General features: G+C 72.9%; 25 protein-coding genes, 1 tRNA gene and 1 pseudogene. 21 read left to right on the top strand and 6 right to left on the bottom strand.

The genetic code is table 11. The features are described 5' to 3' along the window. Positions 1-58: 58 nt before the first annotated feature. Both ACFYPR_RS19135 and ACFYPR_RS19130 read right to left on the bottom strand, forming a co-directional pair. The gene (locus ACFYPR_RS19135) at positions 59-718 is read right to left on the bottom strand and encodes a nucleotidyl transferase AbiEii/AbiGii toxin family protein (protein ID WP_354862427.1); all 660 of its coding nucleotides are present in this window, start codon (positions 716-718) and stop codon (positions 59-61) included. Next, on the bottom strand, positions 715-1,056 hold the full coding sequence (locus tag ACFYPR_RS19130; RefSeq protein ID WP_387261225.1) for a hypothetical protein: 342 nt from the start codon (positions 1,054-1,056) through the stop codon (positions 715-717). The genes ACFYPR_RS19135 and ACFYPR_RS19130 overlap by 4 nt, the downstream gene beginning before the upstream one ends. Before the next feature lie 179 nt (positions 1,057-1,235). Here ACFYPR_RS19130 and ACFYPR_RS19125 point away from each other — a divergent pair. From ACFYPR_RS19125 to ACFYPR_RS19060, 14 genes and pseudogenes are all read left to right on the top strand, one after another. Further along, positions 1,236-3,177 (top strand): annotated as a pseudogene (locus ACFYPR_RS19125) (hypothetical protein). Positions 3,178-3,188: 11 nt separating this feature from the next. Next, a complete protein-coding gene (locus tag ACFYPR_RS19120; RefSeq protein WP_387261222.1) occupies positions 3,189-3,446 on the top strand; it encodes a hypothetical protein in 258 nt (85 codons plus the stop codon). Beyond that, on the top strand, positions 3,443-4,426 hold the full coding sequence (locus ACFYPR_RS19115; RefSeq protein ID WP_387261219.1) for an RNA polymerase subunit sigma-70: 984 nt from the start codon (positions 3,443-3,445) through the stop codon (positions 4,424-4,426). Before ACFYPR_RS19120 ends, ACFYPR_RS19115 begins: the two co-directional genes overlap by 4 nt. Next, entirely contained in the window at positions 4,423-4,851 is a 429-nt protein-coding gene (locus ACFYPR_RS19110; RefSeq protein ID WP_387261216.1) for a DUF6069 family protein, read from the top strand. Before ACFYPR_RS19115 ends, ACFYPR_RS19110 begins: the two co-directional genes overlap by 4 nt. Positions 4,852-4,940: 89 nt before the next feature. Next, entirely contained in the window at positions 4,941-8,213 is a 3,273-nt protein-coding gene (gene fdh, locus ACFYPR_RS19105; RefSeq protein WP_387261213.1) for a formate dehydrogenase, read from the top strand. Then, positions 8,203-9,378 (top strand): 4Fe-4S dicluster domain-containing protein, encoded by a 1,176-nt coding sequence (locus tag ACFYPR_RS19100; protein WP_387261210.1) that lies wholly within the window; start codon positions 8,203-8,205, stop codon positions 9,376-9,378. The genes fdh and ACFYPR_RS19100 overlap by 11 nt, the downstream gene beginning before the upstream one ends. Next, positions 9,375-10,496 carry an NrfD/PsrC family molybdoenzyme membrane anchor subunit gene (gene nrfD, locus ACFYPR_RS19095; RefSeq protein ID WP_387261207.1) on the top strand — a complete coding sequence of 374 codons (1,122 nt, stop codon included), beginning with the start codon at positions 9,375-9,377 and terminating at the stop codon, positions 10,494-10,496. Before ACFYPR_RS19100 ends, nrfD begins: the two co-directional genes overlap by 4 nt. Before the next feature lie 34 nt (positions 10,497-10,530). After that, positions 10,531-10,626: transfer RNA gene (locus tag ACFYPR_RS19090), tRNA-Sec, on the top strand. Positions 10,627-10,646: 20 nt separating this feature from the next. Then, positions 10,647-11,951, top strand: coding sequence for an L-seryl-tRNA(Sec) selenium transferase (gene selA, locus ACFYPR_RS19085; RefSeq protein ID WP_387261205.1), 1,305 nt, complete (start codon positions 10,647-10,649; stop codon positions 11,949-11,951). A 2-nt stretch (positions 11,952-11,953) separates the two neighbouring features. Next, a complete protein-coding gene (gene selB, locus ACFYPR_RS19080) occupies positions 11,954-13,708 on the top strand; it encodes a selenocysteine-specific translation elongation factor (protein WP_355068107.1) in 1,755 nt (584 codons plus the stop codon). A gap of 59 nt (positions 13,709-13,767) precedes the next feature. Then, positions 13,768-14,517: a hypothetical protein gene (locus ACFYPR_RS19075; protein ID WP_387261202.1), complete on the top strand. Its 750-nt coding sequence runs from the start codon at positions 13,768-13,770 to the stop codon at positions 14,515-14,517. A 39-nt stretch (positions 14,518-14,556) separates the two neighbouring features. After that, positions 14,557-14,754 carry a hypothetical protein gene (locus tag ACFYPR_RS19070; protein WP_088989536.1) on the top strand — a complete coding sequence of 66 codons (198 nt, stop codon included), beginning with the start codon at positions 14,557-14,559 and terminating at the stop codon, positions 14,752-14,754. Positions 14,755-14,834: 80 nt separating this feature from the next. Further along, positions 14,835-16,112 carry a hemolysin family protein gene (locus ACFYPR_RS19065; protein ID WP_387184868.1) on the top strand — a complete coding sequence of 426 codons (1,278 nt, stop codon included), beginning with the start codon at positions 14,835-14,837 and terminating at the stop codon, positions 16,110-16,112. Between the two features lie 73 nt (positions 16,113-16,185). Then, positions 16,186-16,374 carry a hypothetical protein gene (locus ACFYPR_RS19060; RefSeq protein ID WP_354862920.1) on the top strand — a complete coding sequence of 63 codons (189 nt, stop codon included), beginning with the start codon at positions 16,186-16,188 and terminating at the stop codon, positions 16,372-16,374. A gap of 5 nt (positions 16,375-16,379) precedes the next feature. On the opposite strand, the gene ACFYPR_RS19055 is transcribed toward ACFYPR_RS19060, so the two are convergent. Next, positions 16,380-17,030: a hypothetical protein gene (locus ACFYPR_RS19055; RefSeq protein ID WP_354862916.1), complete on the bottom strand. Its 651-nt coding sequence runs from the start codon at positions 17,028-17,030 to the stop codon at positions 16,380-16,382. Between the two features lie 133 nt (positions 17,031-17,163). Between ACFYPR_RS19055 and ACFYPR_RS19050 the strand changes: the two genes are divergently transcribed. Next, positions 17,164-17,370: a hypothetical protein gene (locus ACFYPR_RS19050; protein WP_354862918.1), complete on the top strand. Its 207-nt coding sequence runs from the start codon at positions 17,164-17,166 to the stop codon at positions 17,368-17,370. On the opposite strand, the gene ACFYPR_RS19045 is transcribed toward ACFYPR_RS19050, so the two are convergent. From ACFYPR_RS19045 to ACFYPR_RS19035, 3 genes are all read right to left on the bottom strand, one after another. Further along, on the bottom strand, positions 17,367-17,843 hold the full coding sequence (locus ACFYPR_RS19045; protein ID WP_387261199.1) for a hypothetical protein: 477 nt from the start codon (positions 17,841-17,843) through the stop codon (positions 17,367-17,369). The two genes, ACFYPR_RS19050 and ACFYPR_RS19045, sit on opposite strands and share 4 nt — an antisense overlap. Continuing rightward, positions 17,840-18,052, bottom strand: a complete 213-nt coding sequence (locus ACFYPR_RS19040; RefSeq protein ID WP_088948250.1) for a phosphatidylethanolamine-binding protein — start codon at positions 18,050-18,052, stop codon at positions 17,840-17,842. The genes ACFYPR_RS19045 and ACFYPR_RS19040 overlap by 4 nt, the downstream gene beginning before the upstream one ends. A gap of 72 nt (positions 18,053-18,124) precedes the next feature. Further along, complete coding sequence (locus ACFYPR_RS19035; protein WP_387261196.1) at positions 18,125-19,006, bottom strand: universal stress protein; 882 nt, start codon at positions 19,004-19,006, stop codon at positions 18,125-18,127. Positions 19,007-19,121: 115 nt separating this feature from the next. Between ACFYPR_RS19035 and ACFYPR_RS19030 the strand changes: the two genes are divergently transcribed. The 6 genes from ACFYPR_RS19030 (at position 19,122) to ACFYPR_RS19005 (ending at position 23,834) form a co-directional block, all read left to right on the top strand. Further along, on the top strand, positions 19,122-19,868 hold the full coding sequence (locus ACFYPR_RS19030; RefSeq protein WP_387261193.1) for an SAM-dependent methyltransferase: 747 nt from the start codon (positions 19,122-19,124) through the stop codon (positions 19,866-19,868). 75 nt (positions 19,869-19,943) lie between these two features. Then, entirely contained in the window at positions 19,944-21,122 is a 1,179-nt protein-coding gene (locus ACFYPR_RS19025; RefSeq protein WP_387261190.1) for a PP2C family protein-serine/threonine phosphatase, read from the top strand. A 56-nt stretch (positions 21,123-21,178) separates the two neighbouring features. Further along, positions 21,179-21,643: a MarR family transcriptional regulator gene (locus tag ACFYPR_RS19020; RefSeq protein WP_354855316.1), complete on the top strand. Its 465-nt coding sequence runs from the start codon at positions 21,179-21,181 to the stop codon at positions 21,641-21,643. A gap of 294 nt (positions 21,644-21,937) precedes the next feature. Then, entirely contained in the window at positions 21,938-22,570 is a 633-nt protein-coding gene (locus tag ACFYPR_RS19015; protein WP_354855315.1) for a CDP-alcohol phosphatidyltransferase family protein, read from the top strand. Then, positions 22,567-23,505, top strand: a complete 939-nt coding sequence (locus ACFYPR_RS19010; RefSeq protein WP_355068094.1) for a DUF881 domain-containing protein — start codon at positions 22,567-22,569, stop codon at positions 23,503-23,505. The genes ACFYPR_RS19015 and ACFYPR_RS19010 overlap by 4 nt, the downstream gene beginning before the upstream one ends. Further along, positions 23,502-23,834, top strand: a complete 333-nt coding sequence (locus ACFYPR_RS19005; protein WP_007460356.1) for a small basic family protein — start codon at positions 23,502-23,504, stop codon at positions 23,832-23,834. Before ACFYPR_RS19010 ends, ACFYPR_RS19005 begins: the two co-directional genes overlap by 4 nt. Positions 23,835-23,840: the final 6 nt, after the last annotated feature.

Below are 23,840 nucleotides of genomic sequence, written 5' to 3'. Positions count from 1 at the left end.
CGGGGGAGCCGCCCGCACGGTGCGAGGAAGAAGAAGTACGGGTTCGCGGGCGGTGGCGTCAGCGGGGCCAGGTGGTGAAGCGGTGGCGCACCCGGGCGACGTCGTCGGCGTCCAGGCCGTAGCGGCCGAAACGCTTGTCGGACAGCCGGTCCAGGTAACGCCCGGCGGCCCGTACGTCGGCCGGGTCCAGCGCGGGGTCGACCTGCCGGGCGAGCATCAGCAGTTGCGTCACGTCGTAGTGCTCCAGGGCCGCCGCCACGTCGATGAAGTCTCGGACCTCCCGCCGGTTGACCAACGCCGCGATCTTGTTGGCGACCAGGTCGCGCACGTCCATCACCGGGCCGAGGTCCATCACCACCGGGCTCTGCTGCCGGTCCAGCCGGGCCAGGCTGAGCCGGATCTGCCGCCCGTCGCGGCTCACGACGAAGTCCTTCATGTCCTGGCCGTACCCGTCGAACAGATCGGCGAGCTCGCTGTCCGGGTCGGCGTCTGTGACGGTGAACCCGGCCCGCTCCAGCGCCACGCGCACCCCGGCGGTGGCCGCCGCGGCAGCACCCTCGACGTCGGCGAAGAGGTCCACGTCCTCGGTCGGCCGGGCGACCAGGCCGTGCGCGGCCCAGGCCACCCCGCCACCCAGCACGAACCGGTACGGCCCGGCGGCGGTCAGCGCCACCCGGGCCACCTCCCGGTAGAACTCGTGCAGATGTGGTGCGATCACGCCGCGCGCAGGCCGCGGTGCCGGCTCTCCCAGGCGAGGCGGACGCCCCGGGGCAGGTTGAGCAACCGCCACACCCGGCGCAGTGTCCGGCCGTTGATCAGGATGCGCAGGTCGTCGGCGCTGGCGGTCTCGCGCAGCACGTTCTCGTACATCCAGAGCAGCTGGTCGGGGTCGCCGAGGTCGAAGGTGCGCTCGGCGTTCCACATCAGCCGCACCGGCAGCTCGACGACGCCGTGGGTGGGGCCGGTGAGCTCGGTGAGGGTGCGCGCCACCACGGCCGGACGACCCGGGCGGGCCAGGAAGACCACGCCGGTCGCGGTGGGCGAGACGGCCTGCATGCTGTCAGGGTAACGCCCGCCGGTCCCGGTGTCGCTCAAGCGACCTTCCTCGGCCTGCGCGCACGTCCCGGCGTGGTTGAGGAGAGCTGCCGGATAACCGACAGCTCGCCCGGTTCTTCAGGGCTAGGGTGGCCGCTTCCCGGTGTCATCTGAAGGGACTCGCGGTGAGCGGTTCGTCAATGTCGTTCGAAACCGCCCGCCGAATTCTCGGCAAGCACGACGCGGGGTGGAGTGAGAAGCTCGGCAGCCTGCTGGGATTGGCGGCTCTCGGCAGCGGCGGCGCTGGCGCCCTGTTGCCGGCGATCAGCGCCGCGTGGGGATGGATCGACCAGAAGAACGAGCTGGTCCAGCAGATCACGATGGCCGTCGAGCGTTTCCGTGACCGTACCCTTCGGCGCGAAGGGTCGGGAACGGCACGAATTGATCGCGGCCGCGCACACCGCGGTGGTGGCGGGCGCGTTCTTCACTGCCCTGAACGAGGTGGTGGGCAAGGGGTACTCGAGCCTCCGTCTCACCGAGGTCGAGAAACAGAAGATGGTTCCCGGCGGGGGCGCTGTCACGCACGACACCATCGTTTCGTACCTGCTGGGGGTGGAACTGCCGCTGCCGTGGGCGGGCTGTGGGTTCGAGGCCAACCTGATGGCCTCGGTGATCCCGTTCTACGAGTCGATGACGGAGCGCTGTCTGGGTTTCTTCCGGGGCCTCGCCGCCTGGGAGAAGATCGAGGTTGACCTGGGCTACCAGTTCGGGCATTTGATCCAGGCGCGCATCGTCGACAGCGCGATCAGAACCTACCGCGACGACTACCGTCGACTGGCCGCCGACGTGCCGGAATTCGGCATGTGGGCGTTGCTGGACCAGATCGGGTTCGTGGCGGCGACCCAGGAGGCCGCGCACCGCACGTCCGTGCAGTTCCAGCAACGGTCGCTCGCGCTCATGGAGCAGCTCCTCAACGACCTGCCGTACCTGGCGAACAGGCAGCACGGACCCGACCGGACGATCATGGCGCGGCGTAACCGCCATCTCCTGTCGGAGCCGATCGCCCAGGTCACCGAGATGGATCAGATGTCGGGCCTGCGGATGCCGACCACCGAATCGGGTTACGTAAATCCGCACTTCCAGTGGGCCGTCACCGACGGTCAGTCCCGTACCTGGGAGGAGGAGTGGTGGAAGCAGCAGCGGAACGGGCACCGGCTGGATCATTTTCTCGCCGCGTACTTCGCCTCGGCTCGCAGCGCGGAGCGCCCGCTGGTGATTCTCGGTCATCCGGGCGCCGGAAAGTGTGCGGTGGCGTCAGCTGTCCGACGCCAGTCAGGACGTCACCAGAGTGGTCCTCCTGGACGGTCTGGACGAACTGATGCAGGCCACCGGCGCGACCGAGTCCGGCTTCCTGCACGAGGTGCAGGAGTTCCAGGAAAGGAGGCGTCGATCGGTTCGCCGGTCGCCGTCGTGGTGACCTCCCGTACCGTCGTCGCCAACATCGCCAACATCGCGAACATCCCGGCCGGCTCGCTGGTGGTCAAGTTGCGCGATTTCGACCACGAGCAGGTCGGCGCGTGGGTCGACATGTGGAACGAGGTCAATCGGGAGCCGATCGCCAACGCGACGGTCAAACCGCTCGCCGCGGACGCCGTGTGGTCGATGGGCGAGCTGGCCCGTCAGCCGCTGCTCCTGCTCATGCTGGCGATCTTCGGGGCGACGGACGACCCGCCGGTGGACGGCGCCGGTCAGGTCACGCAGGGGCAGCTCTACCAGTGGCTGCTCAACGGCTACGTGAGTCGTGAGGTCACCAAGGCGCCCCGGCCGGCGGGTCGACCGCTGGAGGGCGACGAGGCCGCCGCCCAGGCGGACCGCGAGCTGTGGCAACTCGGAATCGCGGCGTTCGCCATGTTCAACCGGGGGCAGCAGTCGGTCAGTGGCCAGGACCTGGACGCCGACCTGGCGCCGATGCTGCTGTCGTCGGCCGCGTACACCGGGAACCGGAAGCGGTTGTCCCGCCCGCTGGACCCGGCGATCCGTACGATCGCCCGGTTCTTCTTCATCCACGCGGCGGACGTCAACAGCAGTCTCGTCACCGGCAGCAGCTACGACTCCTGCACGCGACGTTCGGTGAGTACCTGATCGCCTACCACGTGTTGCATCAACTGGACGGCCTCGCGAACGCGCGGCGATACCTGCCGGTCGGTCAGGAGTGGACCGATGACCAGTTCATCCGTTCCAGCCAGGAGCGCGAGACGTTCGGCCGGTTCCGGGACTACAACCCGTCCGGGCGCAACCTGCTCGGCCGGGTCGCCGCCTACCTAGGAGGATCGTCCGGCCCGGTGATGAGTTGTCGCGCCCGCACCCGTCATACCTGCGACGGGACACGACGAGACGGGAGCATGACGTGACGAGTGCGCACACGGACGAGCAGATGGGTGGGGTCGACGAGCCGGCCTTCGTAGGGCTGGCGGGTCGGCACCGGCGGGAGCTGCACGTGCACTGCTACCGGATGCTGGGGTCGTTCGAGGATGCCGAGGACGCCGTGCAGGAGACGTTGCTGCGCGCGTGGCGGCGGCGGGAGACCTTCGCGGGGCGGTCGTCGTTCCGGGCCTGGCTGTACCGGATCGCCACGAACGCCTGCCTGGACCTGCTCGCCAGGCGCCGCCCGGAGCCTGCGACCGGCGGCGAGGTGCGGTGGTTGCAGCCGTACCCGGACCGGCTGCTCGACGAGCTGCCGGCGGGAGACGCGGACGAGCCGGAGACCGTCGCGGTCGCGCGGGAGACGATCGAGCTGGCGTACCTGGTGGCGGTCCAGCACCTCGCGCCGCGCCCCCGGGCCGTGTTGATCCTGCGGGACGTGCTGGGCTGGCCGGCGAAGGACGTCGCGGAGCTGCTCGGGGACTCCGTCAACTCGGTGAACAGCGCGCTGCAACGGGCCCGCGCCGGCATGCGCGAGCACCTGCCCGCCGAGCGGCAGGACTGGACCGGCGGCGAGGAGGACGCCGGGACGCGCGAGCTGGTGCGCCGCTTCACCGACGCGAGCGTGGCCAAGGACATCGACGCGCTCGCCGCCATGCTGCGCGACGACGTCCGCTGTTCGATGCCGCCCACTCCCGGCGTCCACGTCGGCCGCGACGCGGTGCTGGACGACTGGATCCAGGATGGGTTCGCCGACCTGGGACGCCTACGCGGCGTCTCGACCGCCGTGAACCGGCAGCCCGCCGTCGCCTTCTACCTGTGGCGGGAGTCCGAGGGCGCGTACCTGCCGCTGACCATCGACGTCCTGCGCGTCACCGGCGGGGCGGTCGCCGAGATCGTCATCTTCCACGACGACCAGTTCGCGCGGCTCGGGCTGCCGCAGCGCCTCCCGTCGGACGGTGCCAGGTGAGCGCCGCGGCCCCGGCGTCGGGCCGGACCAGCCGTACCCACCGACTGCGCCGGCTCGCCGGTGTCGGGCTCCTCGCCACGCTGGTCGCGGTGCTGGCCACCACCGTCGCCGCCGCGCTCGCCCGGGCCGCCGGCGTCGACTTCGCGGTCCCCGCTGGTGGCGAGACGATCCCGACACCCGGGTTCGCCGTGGTGACCGGCGTCTTCTCGGTCGTGGGCATCGTCATCGCCGCCGCTCTGCTGCGGTGGAGCGTGCGCCCCGCCGCGCGATGGGTGTGGACGGCGGTGTCGCTGACCGCGATCTCGTTGGTCGCGCCCCTGCTCTGCGGGGGCAGCGCCGCCACCGTCACCGCCCTTGCCGGACTGCACCTCGTTCCCGCGGCCGTGATGATCCCCGCGCTGAGATGGAGCCTGCGCACCGAGTGACGGTGCCGCGACGCCACCCTCTCGATTAGCGAAGACTCCTCATCTGACTTATGTTCGTGAGGTCGCTCGCGTGGGAGGGGGTGTCGGGGATGGGTCTGCGGACGTTCATCGAGGGCTGGCCGGTGTATCGGCAGCTCACCGGCACGGACCCGTTGGGCCGGGGCGCGGCGGCGAAGTCCGCGCGCTCGGCTGGCCTGACCGCCCGCACCGAGACCGCCGAGAGCGTGGCCCGGTCCGTCTGTCCGTACTGCGCGGTGGGGTGTGGGCAGCGGGTGTTCGTCAAGGACGGGCAGGTCACGCAGATCGAGGGTGATCCGGACAGTCCTATCTCGCGAGGTCGGTTGTGTCCGAAGGGTTCGGCGAGCAAGAGTCTGGTGACCAGTCCGTTGCGGCAGACGACGGTCCGCTACCGGCGGCCGTACTCGACGCAGTGGGAAGACCTGGACCTCGACACCGCGCTCGACATGATCGCCGACCGGATCCTCGCCGCCCGCGAGCAGACCTGGGAGGACGTCGACGAGCAGGGCCGGCCGCTCAACCGGACGTTGGGGATCTCCAGTCTGGGCGGGGCGACGCTGGACAACGAGGAGAACTACCTCATCAAGAAGTTGTTCACCGCGATGGGGGCGCTGCAGATCGAGAACCAGGCCCGTATTTGACACTCCGCCACCGTCCCCGGTCTGGGGGCCAGCTTCGGTCGTGGCGGTGCGACGGATTTCCAGCAGGACATCGCCAACGCTGACGTCATCGTCATCCAGGGTTCGAACATGGCCGAAGCGCACCCGGTGGGTTTCCAGTGGGTGATGGAGGCCAAGCGTCGTGGGGCGAAGGTGTTCCATGTCGACCCACGGTTCACCCGTACGAGCGCGGTCTCCGACGCGTACCTGCCGATCCGGGCGGGCACCGACATCGCGCTGCTCGGCGGCGTGGTGCGCTACATCCTGGACAACGAGCTGGACTTCCGCGAGTACGTGCTCGCCTACACCAACGCGGCGACGATCGTCAGCGAGCAGTTCAGCGACACCGAGGCCGGCGACGGCTTCTTCTCCGGCTTCGACCCGGAGACCGGCAGCTACGTGCAGGACAGCTGGCAGTACGAGGGTCACGAGAGCTCCTCCGGCAGCGGACACACCGCCCAGGAGCGCGACAACGCCGCGGGGTTGGCGCACGAGTCGCACGGCGCGCCGGTGGGCGGGCAGACGCAGCGGGACGAGACGTTGCAGCATCCGCGCTGCGTTTACCAGATCCTCAAGCGGCACTTCTCCCGCTACACGCCGGAGATGGTGGAGCGGGTCTGCGGCATTCCGCAGGAGAAGTTCCTCGAACTGGCGCAGGCGTGGACGGCGAACTCGGGCCGGGACCGCACCGGCATGCTGATCTACTCGGTGGGGTGGACGCAGCACAGTGTGGGCGTGCAGTACATCCGTACCGGGGCGATCATCCAGTTGCTGCTGGGCAACATGGGCCGCCCGGGCGGGGGGGTGATGGCCCTGCGCGGTCACGCCAGCATCCAGGGTTCGACGGACATCCCGACCCTGTTCAATTTGCTGCCCGGCTATTTGCCGATGCCGCACCACGCCGACCACCCGACGTTCGGCGAGTGGGTGGACAGCATCCGGCACCCCGGCCAGAAGGGCTTCTGGGGCAACGCCGAGTCGTTCGCCGCCAGCCTGCTCAAGGCGTACTGGGGTGACGCGGCGACGCCGGAGAACGACTACTGCTACGGCTACCTGCCCCGACTGACCGGTGACCACGGCACCTATCAGCAGGTGCTGGACATGATCGATGGGAAGGTCAAGGGGTACTTCCTGCTCGGGCAGAACCCGGCGGTGGGCTCGGCGCACGGCCGGGCGCAGCGCCTGGGCATGGCGAATCTGGACTGGCTGGTCGTGCGGGACCTGTTCATGATCGAAAGCGCGACCTTCTGGCAGAACGGTCCCGAGGTGGCCACCGGCGAGATTGTGCCCGAGGAATGTCGTACCGAGGTGTTCTTCCTGCCGGCCGCCTCGCACGTCGAGAAGGAAGGCACGTTCACCCAGACGCAGCGGTTGTTGCAGTGGCGGGAGAAGGCCGTCGAGCCGCCGGGCGACGCCCGATCCGAGCTGTGGTTCTTCTACCACCTCGGCCGCAAGCTGCGGGAGAAGCTGGCCGACTCGACGCTGCCGCGTGACCGTGCGCTGCTCGACCTCACCTGGGACTACCCCACGCACGGTCCGCACGCCGAGCCGAGCGCCGAGTCGGTCCTGCGGGAGATCAACGGGTACGACGTGACGACCGGCCGTCCGTTGTCCAGTTTTGCCGAGGCCCGTGCGGACGGCTCCACCGCGATCGGCTGCTGGATCTACACGGGCGTGTACGCCGACGGCGTCAACCAGGCCGCCCGCCGCAAGTCCCGACACGAGCAGGACTGGGTGGCCGCCGAGTGGGGCTGGGCCTGGCCGGCGAACCGCCGCATCCTCTACAACCGCGCCTCGGCCGACCCGGACGGCAACCCGTGGAGTGAACGCAAACGCTACGTGTGGTGGGACGCGGAGAAGGCCGAGTGGACCGGCTACGACGTGCCGGACTTCGAGAAGACCAAGCCTCCGTCGTACCGGCCGCCGGCCGGCGCGTCCGGGCCGGAGGGGATCGCCGGCGACGATCCGTTCGTCATGCAGGGCGACGGCAAGGGCTGGCTCTACGCGCCCAGCGGCGTGCTGGACGGGCCGCTGCCAACGCACTACGAGCCGGTGGAGTCGCCGGTGCGCAACCCGCTCTACCGGCAGCAGGCCAACCCGACCCGCAAGTCGTACGCGCATCCGGTGAACTCGGTCAACCCGAGCCCGCCCGAGGAACACAGCCAGGTCTTCCCGTACGTGTTCACGGTCAGCCGGCTCACCGAGCACCACACCGCCGGTGGGATGAGCCGCACGGTGCGCCCGCTGGCCGAGTTGCAGCCGGAGATGTTCGTCGAGGTGTCGCCCGAGTTGGCCGCCGAGGTCGGGTTGGCGCATCTGGGGTGGGCGCACCTGGTCAGCGGGCGCGCGGTGATCGAGGCGAAGGTGCTGGTGACCGATCGACTCACGCCGCTGCGGGTCGACGGTCGGATCATCCACCAGCTGTGGCTGCCGTACCACTTCGGTTACGAGGGTCTGGTCACCGGCGACTCGGCCAACGACCTGTTCGGCATCACCCTCGACCCCAACGTCCTCATCCAGGAGAGCAAGATCGGTACCTGTGACGTCCGGTCGGGCCGCCGGCCCACCGGGACGGCGTTGCTCGACCTGGTCGCCGACTACCAGCGGCGGGCCGGGATCACACCGGGCGGACACGCGCCGGCCGTCACCACCGACCAGGACGTGGAGGGGCGCGATGGCTCCTGACCCGAACAGCCTCTACGGGCCGCTCGATCCGGCGCCGGACGCCGGTTATGTGGACGCGCCGCCGCGGATGGGGTTCTTCACCGACACGAGCGTGTGTATCGGGTGCAAGGCGTGCGAGGTGGCCTGCAAGGAGTGGAACGGCGTTCCGGAGAGTGGTCTGGATCTGCTGGGTATGTCGTACGACAACACCGGGGCGTTGACCGCGAATTCGTGGCGGCACGTCGCTTTCATCGAGCAGCCACGCCCGGCGGGGCACGGCGGTGCCGCGTTCGCGGGTACGCCGACCGGCGCGACGGTCAGCGCGGCGTCGGCGGCGGTCGCCGCCGGCGCCAGCGGCCCGACCGGCACCGACCCGGGCCTGCCGCCCGGGTCACCGTCGGCCGCCGCCCGCATGGCCACCGGCACCCCGACCAACGGAGAGTCGGTGCCCGGCGGCCGGGTCGACGTGCTCGGCGACCCGGCCGCCGCGCACGGCACACACCCCACCGTCACCCGAGACGGCCCCACCGGCGCCAACGGCGGCGCGGGCCCGCAGTTCCTGGGGATGCCGGGTGGGCAGCCGCCGGGGCGGGGCACTGGTGTGGAGCAGCGGTCGGATTTTCGGTGGTTGATGATGTCGGATGTGTGTAAGCACTGCACGCATGCGGCTTGTTTGGATGTGTGTCCGACGGGTTCGTTGTTCCGGACGGAGTTCGGGACGGTGGTGGTGCAGGAGGACATCTGTAATGGGTGTGGGTACTGCATTTCGGCGTGTCCGTATGGGGTGATCGATCAGCGTAAGGGTGATGGTCGGGCGTGGAAGTGCACGCTGTGTTATGACCGGTTGGGTGCGGGGATGACGCCGGCGTGTGCGCAGGCGTGTCCGACGGAGTCGATCCAGTACGGGCCCCTGGACGAGTTGCGGGAGCGGGCGGCGCAGCGGGTGGACACGTTGCATGAGCAGGGGGTGTCGGAGGCGCGTCTGTACGGGGAGGATCCGAACGACGGTGTGGGTGGTGACGGGGCGTTCTTCCTGTTGCTGGATGAGCCGGAGGTGTACGGGTTGCCGCCGGATCCGGTGGTGACGACGCGGGATCTGCCGGCGATGTGGAAACGCGCCGGCCTCGCCGCGCTGGCCATGACGGCGGCGACCGTCGCCGCGTTCGTCGTCGGAGGATCCTCGTGAGCACAGAGCGCCCCCGGGTGGGCGATCGGTTCCGCCGGTTCATCAACGCCCGCGACGAGATGGCCGCACGGCAGCCCGGTGGTGACTCGGTCGCACGGCAGCCCGGCGGCGACCCGGCCCGGCGGGCGGGCCGGCGGCGCGGCCGGGGCGGCGGCGAGGAGCTGCGGGTTCCGGAGGCCGAGTTCACGTCGTACTACGGGCGGCCCATCCTGAAGGCGCCGGTCTGGAAGTGGGACATCGCCGCGTACCTGTTCACCGGCGGGCTGGCCGCCGGCTCGTCGCTGCTCGCCGCGGGAGGGCAGCTCACCGGCCGGCCGGTGCTGCGCCGCGCCGGCCGGGTCACCGCGTTGGGCGCCGTCAGCGCCAGCGCCGTCTTCCTGATCCGGGACCTGGGCCGGCCGGAGCGGTTCCACCACATGCTGCGGGTGGCCAAACCAACTTCGCCGATGTCGGTGGGCACCTGGATCCTCACCGCGTTCGGGCCGGCCGCCGGGGTCGCCGCGATCGCCGAGGGCGCCGGCCTGCTGCCCCGCCGCGGGCTGCTCGGGTTGGCCGGGCGGGCACTGCCGCCGGTCGGGCACGCCGCCGGGATCGTCGCCGCCGCCACCGCGCCGGCGCTGGCCACGTACACCGGGGTGCTGCTCGCCGACACGGCGGTGCCGTCGTGGCATGAGGCGTACCCCGAGTTGCCGGTCATCTTCGCGGGCAGCGCGCTGGCCAGCGGGGCCGGCGTGGGTCTGCTCGCCGCGTCACCGGCGCAGGCGGGGCCGGCCCGCCGGATGGCGGTGGCCGGCGCGGCCCTGGAGCTGTACGGCGCGCACCGGGTGGAGACCCGCTTGGGGTTGCTCAGCGAGCCCTACCGGTCGGGGCGGCCCGGTCGGCTGCTGCGCGCCGGTCGGCTGCTGACCGTCGCCGGGGTGGCCGGGGCGCTGCTCGGCCGGCGCAGCCGCGCGGCGGGCGCGTTGTCCGGGGTCGCGTTGCTGGGCGCGTCGGTGGCCACCCGGTTCGGCATCTTCTACGGTGGCGTCGCGTCGGCGCGCGACCCGCGCTACACGGTGGTGCCGCAACGCGAGCGGGTGAATGCTCGACGGACCGGGGTGGATCCGGCGGCTGACTGAGCGGCCGCTTGGGCGTTGTGATCGAATGTCCGACGGAGGCGTTCAGGCGGCTGGTGCCCCTCCCGGTCTTCAAAACCGGTGTGGTCCGGGACCCGGGCCAGGCGGGTTCGATTCCCGTCCGTCTCCGCCAACGGCGGCAGGAGTGACGTGATGCGCGACGGCAGCGTGGACCCGCGACGCCGGGTGCCCCGCACCGACACGCTGCTCGCCGACCCGCGGCTGGCCGAGGCCCTCGCGACCCTCGGCCGGGACCGGGTCAAGGCCGCCGTCGTCCAGGCGCAGGAGCGGGCCCGCCGCGGTGAGATCGAGCCCGACGAGGTCCCCGACGCCGTGGTCGCCGGGCTGCCCGCCCCGGGTCCGCGGACGGTGCTCAACGCCACCGGCGTCGTGCTGCACACCAATCTGGGTCGGGCGCCGCTGTCACCCGCCGCCGTCGCCGCGGTCGTGGCGGCCGCCGGCCACACCGACGTCGAGCTGGACCTGCGCACGGGGCGACGCGCACGTCGTGGCCGGGACGCGATGGACGCGCTGGCCGCCGCCGTGCCGGACGCCGCCGCCGTACACGTGGTCAACAACGGCGCCGCCGCGCTGGTGCTGGCCGCCACCGCGCTGGCCGCCGGCCGGGAGATCGTCGTCAGCCGAGGCGAACTGGTCGAGATCGGCGACGGTTTCCGCCTGCCGGACCTGCTGGAGAGCACCGGCGCCAGCCTGCGCGAGGTGGGCACCACCAACCGCACCACGCTCGACGACTACGCCGCGGCCGTCGGACCGCAGACCGGCTTCGTGCTCAAGGTGCACCCGTCGAACTTCCAGATCACCGGCTTCACCTCGGCCACACCGGTACGCCAACTGGCCACGCTCGACGTGCCGGTGGTCGCCGACATCGGCTCCGGGCTGCTCGCGCCGGATCCACTGCTGCCCGACGAGCCGGACGCGGCCGGCACCCTGCGCGCCGGCGCGGCCCTGGTCACCGCGAGCGGCGACAAGCTGCTCGGCGGCCCCCAGGCCGGACTGCTGCTCGGCGACGCCGCGCTTGTCGAACGGCTACGCCGCCACCCGCTGGCCCGGGCGCTGCGCGTGGACAAGCTGACCCTGGCCGCGCTGGCCGTCACCCTGCACCGCCCGGACACGCCGACGCGGACCGCGCTGCACGCCGACCCGGCCGCTCTGCGCAGCCGGGTGGAGCTGCTGCGTGACCGGCTCGGCGCGGAGGGACGCAAGGCGGAGGTCGTCCCGGCGGTCGCCGTGGTCGGCGGCGGCGGCGCCCCCGGCGTCGAGCTGGACTCGTGGGCGCTGAGCCTGCCCGAGCGGTACGCCGTGCCGCTGCGCACCGGTGACCAGCCGGTGCTCGGCCGGGTGGTGCGGGGCCGGCTCCTGCTCGACCTGCGCTGTGTTCCCGTCGACGCCGACGAGGCGGTCCTGGCGGCCGTGCTGCGCGTCGGAGGGGACGACTGATCATGTTCGTCGTCGCCACCGCCGGGCACGTCGACCACGGCAAGTCGACCCTGGTCCGGGCGTTGACCGGGATGGAACCCGACCGATGGGCCGAGGAACGCCGCCGGGGCATGACCATCGACCTGGGTTTCGCCTGGACGACGCTGCCGTCCGGCGCCACCATCGCCTTCGTCGACGTGCCCGGGCACGAGCGGTTCGTGCCGAACATGCTCGCGGGGGTCGGGCCGGTGCCGGCCGCGTTGCTCGTGGTCGCCGCCGACGAGGGGTGGATGCCGCAGTCCGCCGAGCACCTGGCCGCGCTCGACGCGCTCGGCGTCGGGTACGGCCTGCTGGTGGTGACCCGCGCGGACCTGGCCGACCCCGCGCCGGCGGCGGAGCGGGCCCGCGCCGAGATCGGGGCGAGCAGCCTCGGCGCGGTGGAGACGGTGGCGGTCAGTGGGCTGACCGGTGCCGGCCTGCCGGAGCTGCGGGCCGCGCTGGAGCGGCTCACCGCCCGGCTGCCCGCCCCCACAGTGGACGCCCCGGTGCGCCTCTGGGTGGACCGCAGCTTCACCGTGCGGGGCAGTGGCACCGTCGTCACCGGCACGCTGGGCGCCGGCCGGTTGCGCGTCGGCGACGAGTTGGAGCTGGCCGGGGCCGACGAACTGGTTCGGGTTCGGGGCCTGCACTCCCTCGGCGAGGCCCGTCCGGAGGCGGCGGCCGTGGCCCGGGTGGCGGTCAACCTGCGCGGTACGCCCCGTGACCGGCTGGGCCGCGGCGACGCGCTGCTCACCCCGGGCCGGTTCCATCACACCGACGTCATCGACGTACGGCTCACCGGCGACCCGGCCGCCGACCTGCCCGCCACCCTCACCCTGCACGTGGGGTCGGCGGCGGTGCCGGTGCGGGTCCGGCCGCTCGGCGCGGACACCGTCCGGCTGCGGCTGGCCCGCCCGTTGCCGCTGCTGGTCGGCGACCGGGCGCTGCTGCGTGATCCCGGCCGACACCACGTGGCCGGCGGCGTACGGGTCCTCGACGTGGCGCCGCCACCGCTGTCGCGGCGGGGCGCGGCCGCCGCCCGCGCGACGGTCCTCGCCGACCTCGACGGTCGACCCGACCTGGCCGGTGAGCTGCGCCGCCGTCGGCTGGTGCGGGTCGGCGCGCTGCGCCGGATGGGTGTGCCGGTGCAGGCCACGCCGGTGGCCGGTGACTGGCTGGCCGACCCCGCGCACTGGCAGCGGCTCGGCGAGCAGCTCACCGAGGAGGTCGGCCGGTACGCCCGGGAGCACCCGTTGGAGCCGGGCATGCCGGTGGACGCGCTGCGTCAACGCCTCGCTCTGCCCGACCGGGCGCTGGTCGAGGCGCTGATCCGCCCGCCGCTGCGGGTCCACGGTGGGCGGATCGGCACGGCCGCCGTCGACACCCTGCCGGAGCCGGTGGCCCGAGCCGTGCAGCGGGTCCGCGCCGAATACGCCGACCGGCCGTTTCGCGCCCCCGAGGCGGACCGCCTCGTCGACCTGGGCCTGGGCCCCCGGGAGATCGGTGCGGCGGTACGCGCGGGCGCGCTGCTGCGGCTGGCCGACACGGTGGTGCTGCTGCCCGACGCCCTCGACGCGGCGGTCACCGTGCTGGCAGGGCTGCCGCAGCCGTTCACCCTGTCGGCGGCCCGGCAGGCGTTGGACACCACCCGCCGGGTGGCGGTGCCGCTGCTGGAGCTGCTGGACCGCCGCGGCGTCACCCGCCGCCTGCCCGACGACGCCCGGGTCGTCGTCACCTGAGCGCGCCACCGCGATGATCCGGGGCGGACAGGATTGCGGCGGGCTGCCAGGGTGAACAGATGGCCGAGCTGTCCCCGTCCCTGTCCCCGTCGCGGCCGTTCGCTGACCGGTGGCGTGGTGTCGTCTCGGTCCCGCTGCGCTGGGGGTTGCCGCTGCTGTGGGTGCTGTGGGCTTCGCTGGCATGGTGGGTGGCGCCGCGCGAGGCGACGGCGGGCCAGCTCGACCGGGATCTGGCGGCGGGCCGGGTGGTGAGCTTCCAACGGGCGTCGGGCTGGGCCGACGACGACGCGTACTGGGGCAGCCGGCCGCAGCCGCGGTACGACCCGCAGGGCGCGATGATCGCCTGGAGCGTGCCGAGTGGCCGGGTCCGGTACGCCTTCGTCGAGCCGCCCGACGCGCAGGCGGAGCCCGCCGGGCCGCAGTCGACGGAGCGGCCCGCCGGGTTGGACGCGAGACTGGCCGCGTCGGCGGACCTGTGGCAGAGCGCCGGCGCTGCCGCGCACCGGATCGCCGACGCCGCCGGGCTGCTCGCCGGCGCGGTGACCCTGCTGTGGCTGGTCCGGCTGGTCGGCGGCGCCCCGCCGCTGGTCGGCACCCGGTGGTTCTGGTACTGGATCGGGCTCCTGCCGTTCGGGGTGGGCGTGCTGGCCTGGTCGTACCGGGAGATGTGGCGGCCGCCGCCGGTGCCGCCGCCCGTTCGCGCCTCGGGGTGGCGCGGCGTCGGTTGGCTGCTGCTCGCCGGGATCGGCATCGTCCTGCTGGTGTCCGCCGCGCGTGCCGTGCTCGGCGTCGCGGTGGTGCCGGGCTAACCGGCCCCTCGACCGTCGGCGGTCACCTACGGTGACGCCATGGACCCTTCGGCGGTCTGGCGGGACCGGCAGCACCAATGGCGGATCGAGGCGTACCGCGCGCCGGATCTGCGGTTCGCCATCTACGCGACCAACGGCCCCACCGAGTCGGTGCCGCTCTGGCTGTTCGGCATGTCGGCGCTGGCCCGGTGGCTGATGACCCACTCCATCTCGCTGGACGACCTGGAGGTCGACTGAGCGCCCCGCCGGCCGGAAACGGGGCCCGGAGCCGGGCGCGCTGCGGTTAGGTGACCTCAGGCGGTCAACGGGGGTGGGCGGTGGGCGGTCAGCTGGGGCAGTTGGCGCTGGTGGCCGTGCTGGTGCTGGTCAACGCCGCGCTCTCCGGCAGCGAGATGGCGCTGGTGACGCTGCGGGAGGGGCAGCTGCGCCGGTTGGGTCGGCGGACCCGCGCCGGTGACCGGCTGGTCCGGCTCTCGCGGGACCCGAACCGCTATCTGGCCACCATCCAGCTCGGCATCACCCTGGCCGGGTTCCTCGCCTCGGCTGCCGCGGCGGTGTCGCTCGCCCAGCCGCTGGTCGGCCCGTTGGGCTTCCTCGGCGCGGCGGCCCGCCCGGCCTCGGTGCTGCTGGTGACCGTGGCGCTGACCTTCGTCACGTTGGTGCTGGGCGAGTTGGCGCCCAAGCGGCTGGCCATGCAGCGGGCCGAGCGGTGGGCGTTGCTCAGCGCCGGGCCGCTGGACCTGCTCGCCCGGGTGTCCCGCCCGGCGGTGTGGCTGCTCAGTCGGGCCACCGACATGGTGGTCCGGCTGGCCGGCGGGGACCCCCGGGCCAGTCGGGAGGAGATGACCGAGGAGGAGTTGCGGGAGATGCTGGTCAGTCAGCGTGGCCTGTCGGCGCAGCAGCGGGAGATCCTGACCGGCGCGTTCGACATCGCCGGTCGGACACTGCGGGAGATCCTGGTGGCCCGCCGGGAGGTGACCACGCTGCCGACCGACGTGGCCGCCGACGAGGGGGTACGCCTGCTGGCCGCCGCAGGCCGCTCCCGCGCCCCGGTGACCGGCCCCGGCGGTCTGGACGAGGTGGTCGGCGTGGTGCACATCCGCGATCTGGTGCGGGCCGGCACCGGGACGGTGGGGGAGCGGGTCCGGTCACCGTTGCTGCTGCCGGTCACCCTGCCGGTGGCCGACGCGTTGCGCCGGTTGCGCCAGGAACACCAGCAACTGGCCCTCGTCGTCGACGAGCACGGCGGCATCGACGGCATCGTCACGCTGGAGGACCTGCTGGCCGAGGTCGTCGGCGAGTTGTACGACGAGACCGACCGCGACGTGCGCGGCGTGGCCCGGGAGCCGGACGGGGCGCTGCTGGTGCCCGGTGACTTCCCCCTGCACGACCTGCCCGATCTGGGGGTGCGACTGAGCTTCCCGCTGTCGCGGGAGTACACGACGGTGGCCGGGCTGGTGCTGGCCCGGTTGGGTCACCTGCCGGGTGAGCCGGGCGAGACGGTGCGGTTGCCCGGGTTGACCATCGAGGTGGTGGAGGTCGCCGACCGGGCGGTGCGGCGGGTGCGGCTGCGCGGGTTCGTCGCCGAGCGCTGAGCGCGTCGCCCAGAAGAGGGACAACACGGGCGAAACACCCCCTAGCGGATGCTCCTCGCCTACCGTGCGGTACGTGAAGGACCGAGGGTTGCGTACGTTCGTCACCGTGCTCGCCGGTCTCGCGGTGATCTACTTCGGCAGCGCGGGCCGCAGCCCCGAGGAGGGCCGTGGCATCTCCGGCGGGGTCATCGTCCTGGCGCTGCTCGCCGCGCTCGGCGTGTGGCACCTGACCCGACCGCAGGGAGACAAGCCGGTCAAGTGAGCGCCTCACCCGGCGGCGACACGGGTGACCTCGCCCGCGGACTCCTCGCCGAGCGCCACCCGGACCAGCGCCGACGCGAGCCGGCCGAAGTCCGGTTCGGCGACCAGCCCCGCCAGCCGGTCCGGTGAGCCCGGCAGGCCCAGCCGCTTCGCGCCGGCGAGGGCCCGACGATCGGCGTACGGGCGCAGGTCGGACCAGACCGTCTGGGCCTCGCGCAGGTAGATGTCCGCGCCGGTGGGCCCGATGCCGGGAAACTCGGTGAGCCGTCGGCGCAGCCCGGCCGGGTCGCCCTGGGCGTCCCGGTGCAGGCGCCGCAGGTCGCCGTGCCAGCGGTCCAGACACAGCCGGGCGCCAGTGCCGAGCATGGTGGCGGTGCGCTCGTCGTAGCGGCGGTAATGACCGCGGCCCAGCGCGTCGACCCGCTGCTGCCAGCTCGCCGCCTCCATCGCCTGCGGCGTGCGGTAGCCGGCCGCGAACAGCTCCCGCGCGGCGTCGACCGCCACGCACGCCCGGATCCGGGTGCTCAGCAGGGTGGCCAGCACCAGCAGCTGGTAGAGCGGACCGGGGCGGTCGGCGAGCCGGATACCGGCCTCCTCGGCGTACGTGTGGCTGCGCCGGTCCAGCAGGACCCGCACCACCGCTCGATCGTCACCCACACCGGGTGGGTACCCACCCTGGGCGCGGCTAGCCCTGCGGGCGCGGGGCGGGACCGGAATGCCGCCCGGCCGGACGGGTATGCCGCCGGTGGAGGCGGTCGATGCCGCCTGCCGTACCCGGAGGGAGACACTCGTGGTCAACCCGCAGCAGGAGGAGTTCCGGCGCAACGCCAAGGGAGCGACGAGTCAGGACAGCAAGGGGCCCCAGCCGACCGGGCATCCGCTCAACCGCGGCACGTCGCGCGGAGACGCCGGTCGGCCGGTGCCCAAGGGCCAGGTGTCGCCGTACGGCCCGGCGGGTGAGCCGGTCGCCGAGGACGACAGCGACGCCCGGGCCTAACGACCGTGACCGGACGGCCGCCGCAACCTGTTCCAGGTGGCGGCGGCCGTCAGTCCGTATGCCAGGTGCGGGATGATGTCGGAGATCCAGTCGGAGCGCCGCCAGGTGCGCGGATCGCTGATCCCCAGCGCGGTGATGGACCCGTCGGTCATCGCCATGACGCCGGCGCCGAGCACGCCGGTGGCCATCGGCAGTGGCTGGCGCCGACCACCGGCGTAGAGCGCGAACGCCACGCCGGCGGCGATGCCCAGCCCGTAGCCGATCAGGGGCCCGAGCCCCGAGCGGCGGTTCGCCGCCCGGGGCCCCGACCCCAGGTCCACGTGCGCGATGCCGGCCAGCCGGTCGACGGTCTGCTCCGGTGTGCTGCTCGCCGGCCGTGCCCGCAGAGCGATGTCCAGGTAGCTGACCACGTTGAGCGCGGTGCTGCCGACGGCGCCCGCGATGGCGCCGTCGGCCACGTCGACCCCCCTCACTTCGGGTCGCCTGGTTCACGCTCGCTCTTGGGGCCGTAGGTGCGCTCGCCGCGTACGACGCCCCGTTGGCCGCGATCCTCCTGCAGGATCCGGTTCGCGACCTGGTTGGCCTTGCCGTCGGGCACCCGGCGTCCGGAGTCGTCGATCGCGTTGCGCAACCGCGCCCGCTGCTTGTCGTACGCGTTGCTGCCCGGCCGTGGTCCTGGCATCTGCTGCCTCCTTCGTCGCCGTTGGCGTACCGCGGCCGTCTACCCGTCTGGCGGGGGGCCAACCCCGGGGTGTCAGCGGGGGCCGCGGACCACGGCGACCGGGCAGCGGGCGTGGTGCAGCACCGACTGACTCACCGACCCCAGCAGCAAGCCGGTCACCTCGCCGCGCCCCTGCCCCCCGACGACCAACAGTTGGGCCGAACGGGACGCCTCGGCGAGCACCGCGCCGGCGCGGCCGTGCGCCGCCCGCCAGGTCAGCCGCAGCCCCGGGTGGCGGTCGGTCAGCCCGTCCAGCCAGCCGGTGAGCATCCGCTCCTGCTCGGCGTGCAGCTGCGCCTCGTCGTACACCAGGGGTTGCATGTCACCGGGGCCGCTGCTGCCGGGGTGCCGGTAGGCGTGCACCGCGCGCAGCGGCACGCCGCGCGCCACCGCGGTCTCGGCGGCGAAGTCGGCGGCGAGCCGGGACGCCGCCGAGCCGTCCATCGCCACCAGCACCGGCTCGTCGGGGCGTTGGTCGCCGCGGGCGACGAGCACCGGGCAGCCGGCGTACGCGCAGACCTGCACCGCCACCGAGCCGACGACAAGCGCGGAGAAGCCGCCCAGCCCGCGGTCGCCGAGCACGATGAGCGCGGCGGTGGGGGACTCACCCACCAGCACCGCGGACGCCTCGCCGTCGATGATCTCGCCGGAGACCGTCAGCCCGGGCGCGGTCGCCTCGGCCTCGGCCACCGCGGCGGCGACCAGCTCCTCGGCCCGGTGGCGCAGTCCGGCGCCGGGCGGCGCGTCGGGAGCGGGGGAGACCGGCACGTGCAGCACCGGCCAGATGAACCCGTGCACCACCCGCAGCGGCCGGTGCCGGCGGACGGCCTCGGCGGCGGCCAGGCGCACCGCGCGCAGGGACGGCTCCGAGCCGTCCACGCCGACCACCACCGCCGCGCTGTCCGCCGAGTTCACCCGTCTCACCTCCCGCCGAGCCAGTATCGCGGGCGCGGCGGCGCGACGGAGCGATACCGCCGGTCGGGCCCGGGTCGGTACGCTGGCGGCGACCGGACGGGGAGGAGCGTCGTCGATGGATGAACCGGACGAGCCGAGCACCGCTCGCATGATCGACTTCTGGCTCGGCGGGAAACACCACTTCGACGTCGACGTGGCCGCGGCGACCGCCTTCGAGCAGGCGTACGGGCCGTGCGCGCCGGTCTTCCGGGAGTTGCGGGCGTTCCTGCGCCGGGCGGTGCGGGCGATGGTCGAGCAGGGCGTGGACGGGTTCCTGGTGTTCGGCGCGGGGGTGCCCACGATGGGCAACGTGCACGAGGTCGCCGCCGAGGCCACCGTGCTCTACACCGACGTCGACCCGGTCACCATCCGGCTGGGGCAGCGGATCCTCGCTGACAGCGACCGGGCGGGCTACGGCTACGGCGACGCCACCGACATCGGCACGATCGACCCGGCCCAGCTGCATCGATTCGTACCCGGGTGGGGGCGGCGGCCGGTGGGGGTGGTCTTCCTCGGGCTCGCCGCGTTCCTCGACGACGCCACGCTCACGCGCACCCTCGACGAGCTGTTCGCCGCCGCGGCGCCGGGCAGCCTGCTGGCCGTGGACTTCGACACCGAGGAGCTGGCCGCCCACCCGCAGGCGCTGGCGATGATGGGTCCGGCGTTCCGGATGCGTCCCCCGTCGGCGTTCGCCCCGCTGCTGGGCCGGTGGACGCCGACGTCGGACGGGATCGTCCCGGTCCGCCGGTGGCGGCCCGCCGGCCCGCCCGCCGATGTGCCGGACGCCTTCCACGGCGTACTGGCGACACGGGACGCCGACTGACCCGCGACGACCGGCTGTCCGGTGGCGTCCGTATGATGCTTGCCCTGTAGCAAGTTTCTGGAGGGACGACCAACCATGGTGGACGCGCCGGACGGGGTGTCGCGCGCGCTGCGCGAGGCCGCGCCCGACCAGTTGGCGGAAGCGGCGGACCGGGCGATCCGGTCGGCGTTGGGCGCGTTACGCACCGACGTGTTCGTCGCCGACTACCGGATCAGCGGGCTCTGGCCGGTGCTGGATCCGGACCTGCCGGCGGCCGGAGCCCTGGCCCAGCACACCGTGGCTCAGCGCTGCTTCTCCAGCCAGCAGCCGGTGCGCGACGGGCTGGACGACGGAGTCTGCCGGCTCTACCTGCCCCTGACGGTGTGGGGGGAGCGGCTGGGTGTGCTGCTCATCGAACTGCCGACCGTCCCGGGCCCGGCGGTGACCGGGCGCGCCACCGACATCGCCGGCGACCTGGCGGTGGCGATGCGGGCTGCGGACCGGGAGACCGACCGTTATCGGCGGGCCCGTCGCCGGGAGCGGCTCAGCATGGCCGCCGAGATGCAGTGGGACCTGCTGCCCGGTCGTAGCGTGGCGCACCGCGCCTTTCACCTGGCCGGGCAGTTGGAACCGGCGTACACCGTCGGTGGCGACCACTTCGACTGGTCGTTGGACGGTGACCGGCTGACCCTGACGGTGCTCAACGGCGAGGGCACGGGCCTGGCCGCGTCGCTGCTGACGGCGGTCACCGTGAACGCGATGCGCAACGCCCGCCGCTCCGGCGGTGGCCTCGTGGAGCAGGCGGAGCTGGCCTCGGACACGGTCTACTACCAGCACCGGGGCCGTCGGCACGTGGCCACGCTGCTGCTCGAGCTGGACATCCGCACCGGGCGGGTGCGGGCGGTCGACGCCGGTTCGCCGCACCTGCTGCGGATGCGTGGCGCGACGGTCGAGCCGGTGGAGCTGGAGCAGCAACTGCCGCTGGGCATGTTCGCCGAGACCCGCTACGAGCTGCAGGAGTTCCAGCTCGCGCCGGGTGACCGGGTCTTCGTCGTCAGCGACGGCGTGTGGGCGGCCGAGCCGGCGGGGCGGGAGCCGTACGGGCAGCGGGTGATGGCCCGATCCCTGCGGGCCACACGGTTGCAGCCGGCGACCGAGGCGGTTGGTACGGTGATGCGCGAACTACACGCCTATCACGCGGATTCCGATTTGCGCGACGACGCCGTCGTCGTCTGCCTCGACTGGCATGGTCCGCGTGAGCGGGACGGCGGATGAGGGTTGCCGCCGCCGCGCCGGGCGGGCACCAGCGTGACGACGGCAGGGGACATCGGGTGGAGCGACCTGCGGATCTCGCCTCGGCGATCGACGCGGCCGCCGAGACGCTGATCGCCGTGCTCGACTCGGCGGCGTCGCGGCATCAGGTGCCACCGACCCAGCTGCGGGTGCTGATGCTGATCAGCGGCCGGCGGGAGACCAACGTCAACGGTCTCGCGGAGCTGCTGGACGTGGTGCCCTCCTCGGCCAGCCGCCTCTGCGACCGGCTGGAGGCGACCGGTCTGTTGCGCCGGGTGGCCGACCCGCGCGACCGGCGGGAGGTGCGGTTGGTGCCGACCGCCGCCGCCCTGACCCTGCTGCGGGAGCTGGCGGAGCGGCGCCAGCGCGCGGTGCAGGCCGTGTTGGACCGGATGCCGCCCCGGATGCAGCACGACCTGTTGCTGTCGTTGCTCGCCTTCGGTCGGGCGGCAACGCAGACGGTGCCGGAGCAGCAGACCGATCAGGCGGTCCAGACGGCCTGAACCGCCGTCCCCCTTCCACTAGTATCCTAGGACGCTCTACGCGTGGTGATCCACGCCACAGTGCGGCACAGCCGCACCGACAGCACGCGGCGGCGGCCGAGGAGTGCGGGGAAGCCCGATATAGTGGCAGCGCACTCACCCGGCCCGCGATCATCGAGATCGCGGGCCGCATCAGGACAGAGGTCCCAACCCGGGGCCGCAGGGGAGCCGGCGGTTGCCGGCCCGACAGCGCGTACGACCTCCGCCGCGCCCGATCTCGGTCTGGCGTCGGGGCGTGCGGTGGAGGAGGTTCGGGTGTCGCGTCGGCCGGCTCGGGCAGAGCATCCGCGGGACACCGGTGACCAGGCTCCCGGCGACCAGGTGCTCACCCTGCCCAACCTGATCAGCTTCGGGCGCCTGCTGGGCGTACCCCTGTTCCTCTACCTGTTCCTGGTGGCCCGCGCGGACGTGGCGGCGGTGGTGGTGCTGGCCATCGGCGGCACCACCGACTGGGTCGACGGTTGGATCGCGCGCCGGCTGAGTCAGGTGAGCCGGCTCGGGGAGCTGCTCGACCCCCTCGCCGACCGGCTCTACATCCTCGCCACGCTGCTTGCCTTCACCGCCCGGGAGATCGTGCCGTGGCAGTTCACCGCGGCGCTGCTGGCCCGGGAGGCGTTGCTGCTCGGCTCACTGGCGGTGTTGCGCCGCTACGGGTACGGGCCGCCACCGGTGCACTACGTGGGCAAGACCGCCACCTTCCTGCTGCTCGCGGCGTTCCCGGTGCTGCTGTTGGCCACCGAGTGGAGTCAGGCGGCGACGGCGACGGCCGCGATCGGCTGGGGGCTGGCCTGGTGGGGGCTGGTGCTCTACTGGGTGGCCGGCGCCATGTACGTGGTGCAGGCGTCGCGGCTGGTGCGCGCGGCGCGCGACCCGGGAGCGGCCGCGTGAGCGCGACGCCGCCGGAGCGTCCCCGCCCGGATCGGGTGTACGCCCCGGACTTCCTCACCGAGCTGTTCCGCAACCCCCTGGATCCGGGGTACGCGGACGCGGCGGCCGCGCGCGAGCGGGTGGCGTCGTCGCAGGACGAGTCCCGGGGTTGGCCGGCGCGGTCGGTCAGCCTGGTCGTGGTGGTGGTGCTGGGTTTCCTGTTCGCGGTGGCGTATCGCCAGACGATGGCGGACGAGCCGGGGCGTGCTCAGGCCCGCTCCGGGTTGGTGGCGCAGATCAAGGAGCGGGAGAGCCAGACCGACCGGTTGTCGGCGCGCGCGGATCAGCTGCGGGAGGAGGTCAGCCGGCAGCGGGACGCGGCGTTGAGCGGGTCGACCGCGGCACGTCTGCGGGACCTGGAGGCGGTCACCGGGCTCGGCCGGGTGCGGGGTGACGGTGTGGTGGTGCGCCTGGCGGACGCCCCGGGCAACGCGGACGCGGTGACCGGTAAGGGCGCGGGGCCGCCGCAGGTGCTGTACAGCGATCTGCAGGGTGTGGCGAACGCGTTGTGGAGCGCCGGTGCCGAGGCGATCGCGATCAATGGGCAGCGGTTGACGTCGACGTCGACGATCCGTACGGCGGGCGAGGCGATCCTGGTGGATTTCCGGCCGGTGACGGGGCCGTACGAGGTGTCGGCGATCGGGCCGGGGTCGATGCGGCGCAAGTTCGAGGACAGTCGCAGCGCGGCGGTGATGCAGGACGTCGCGCAGAAGACCGGCCTGTCGTTCGGTGTGCGCAAGGCGGAGGACCTCACCCTGCCGGCGGCTCCGGAGCCGCAGCTACGCTACGCCAAGCCGTCGGTCAGTCCGAGCCCTTCGGGGTCGGGTGTCCGGTCCGGCAGTCCTGGGTCGTCGGGTTCGCCGGGGACCGCTAGTCCTTCCGGAGGTGGCGGATGATCGCGGTGCTGGCGTTGCTCGCCGGTGTGGTGCTGGGCGTGTGGCTTGATCCCACGGTGCCAGCGGCGTTGCAGCCGTACCTGCCGATCGCGGTGGTCGCCGCGTTGGACGCGGTGTTCGGTGGGGTCCGGGCGAAGTTGGACCGCATCTTCGACGACAAGCAGTTCGTGGTGTCGTTCATCTCGAACGTGCTGGTGGCGGGTCTGATCGTGTATCTGGGGGATCAGTTGGGGGTGGGCGGGCAGTTGTCCACCGGTGTGGTGGTCGTTCTGGGTGTGCGGATCTTCGGGAATGTGGCGGCGATCCGTCGGCACCTGTTCCGGGCGTAGGTTTGA

Source organism: Micromonospora sp. NPDC005254, from assembly GCF_042872525.1.
Classification (GTDB): Bacteria; Actinomycetota; Actinomycetes; order Mycobacteriales; family Micromonosporaceae; genus Micromonospora.
Note: the sequence above shows the minus strand (reverse complement) of the source record. Positions and strands in the feature narration are given on the sequence as shown.

Bases quoted from the DNA above. Each gene is read 5' to 3' on its own strand.
- ACFYPR_RS19130 (WP_387261225.1), bottom strand. From the start codon at position 1,056: ATGCAGGCCGTCTCGCCCACCGCGACCGGCGTGGTCTTCCTGGCCCGC.
- ACFYPR_RS19100 (WP_387261210.1), top strand. From the start codon at position 8,203: ATGGCTCCTGACCCGAACAGCCTCTACGGGCCGCTCGATCCGGCGCCG.
- selA (WP_387261205.1), top strand. From the start codon at position 10,647: ATGCGCGACGGCAGCGTGGACCCGCGACGCCGGGTGCCCCGCACCGAC.
- selB (WP_355068107.1), top strand. From the start codon at position 11,954: ATGTTCGTCGTCGCCACCGCCGGGCACGTCGACCACGGCAAGTCGACC.
- ACFYPR_RS19075 (WP_387261202.1), top strand. From the start codon at position 13,768: ATGGCCGAGCTGTCCCCGTCCCTGTCCCCGTCGCGGCCGTTCGCTGAC.
- ACFYPR_RS19070 (WP_088989536.1), top strand. From the start codon at position 14,557: ATGGACCCTTCGGCGGTCTGGCGGGACCGGCAGCACCAATGGCGGATC.
- ACFYPR_RS19040 (WP_088948250.1), bottom strand. From the start codon at position 18,052: ATGCCAGGACCACGGCCGGGCAGCAACGCGTACGACAAGCAGCGGGCG.
- ACFYPR_RS19030 (WP_387261193.1), top strand. From the start codon at position 19,122: ATGGATGAACCGGACGAGCCGAGCACCGCTCGCATGATCGACTTCTGG.
- ACFYPR_RS19025 (WP_387261190.1), top strand. From the start codon at position 19,944: ATGGTGGACGCGCCGGACGGGGTGTCGCGCGCGCTGCGCGAGGCCGCG.
- ACFYPR_RS19005 (WP_007460356.1), top strand. From the start codon at position 23,502: ATGATCGCGGTGCTGGCGTTGCTCGCCGGTGTGGTGCTGGGCGTGTGG.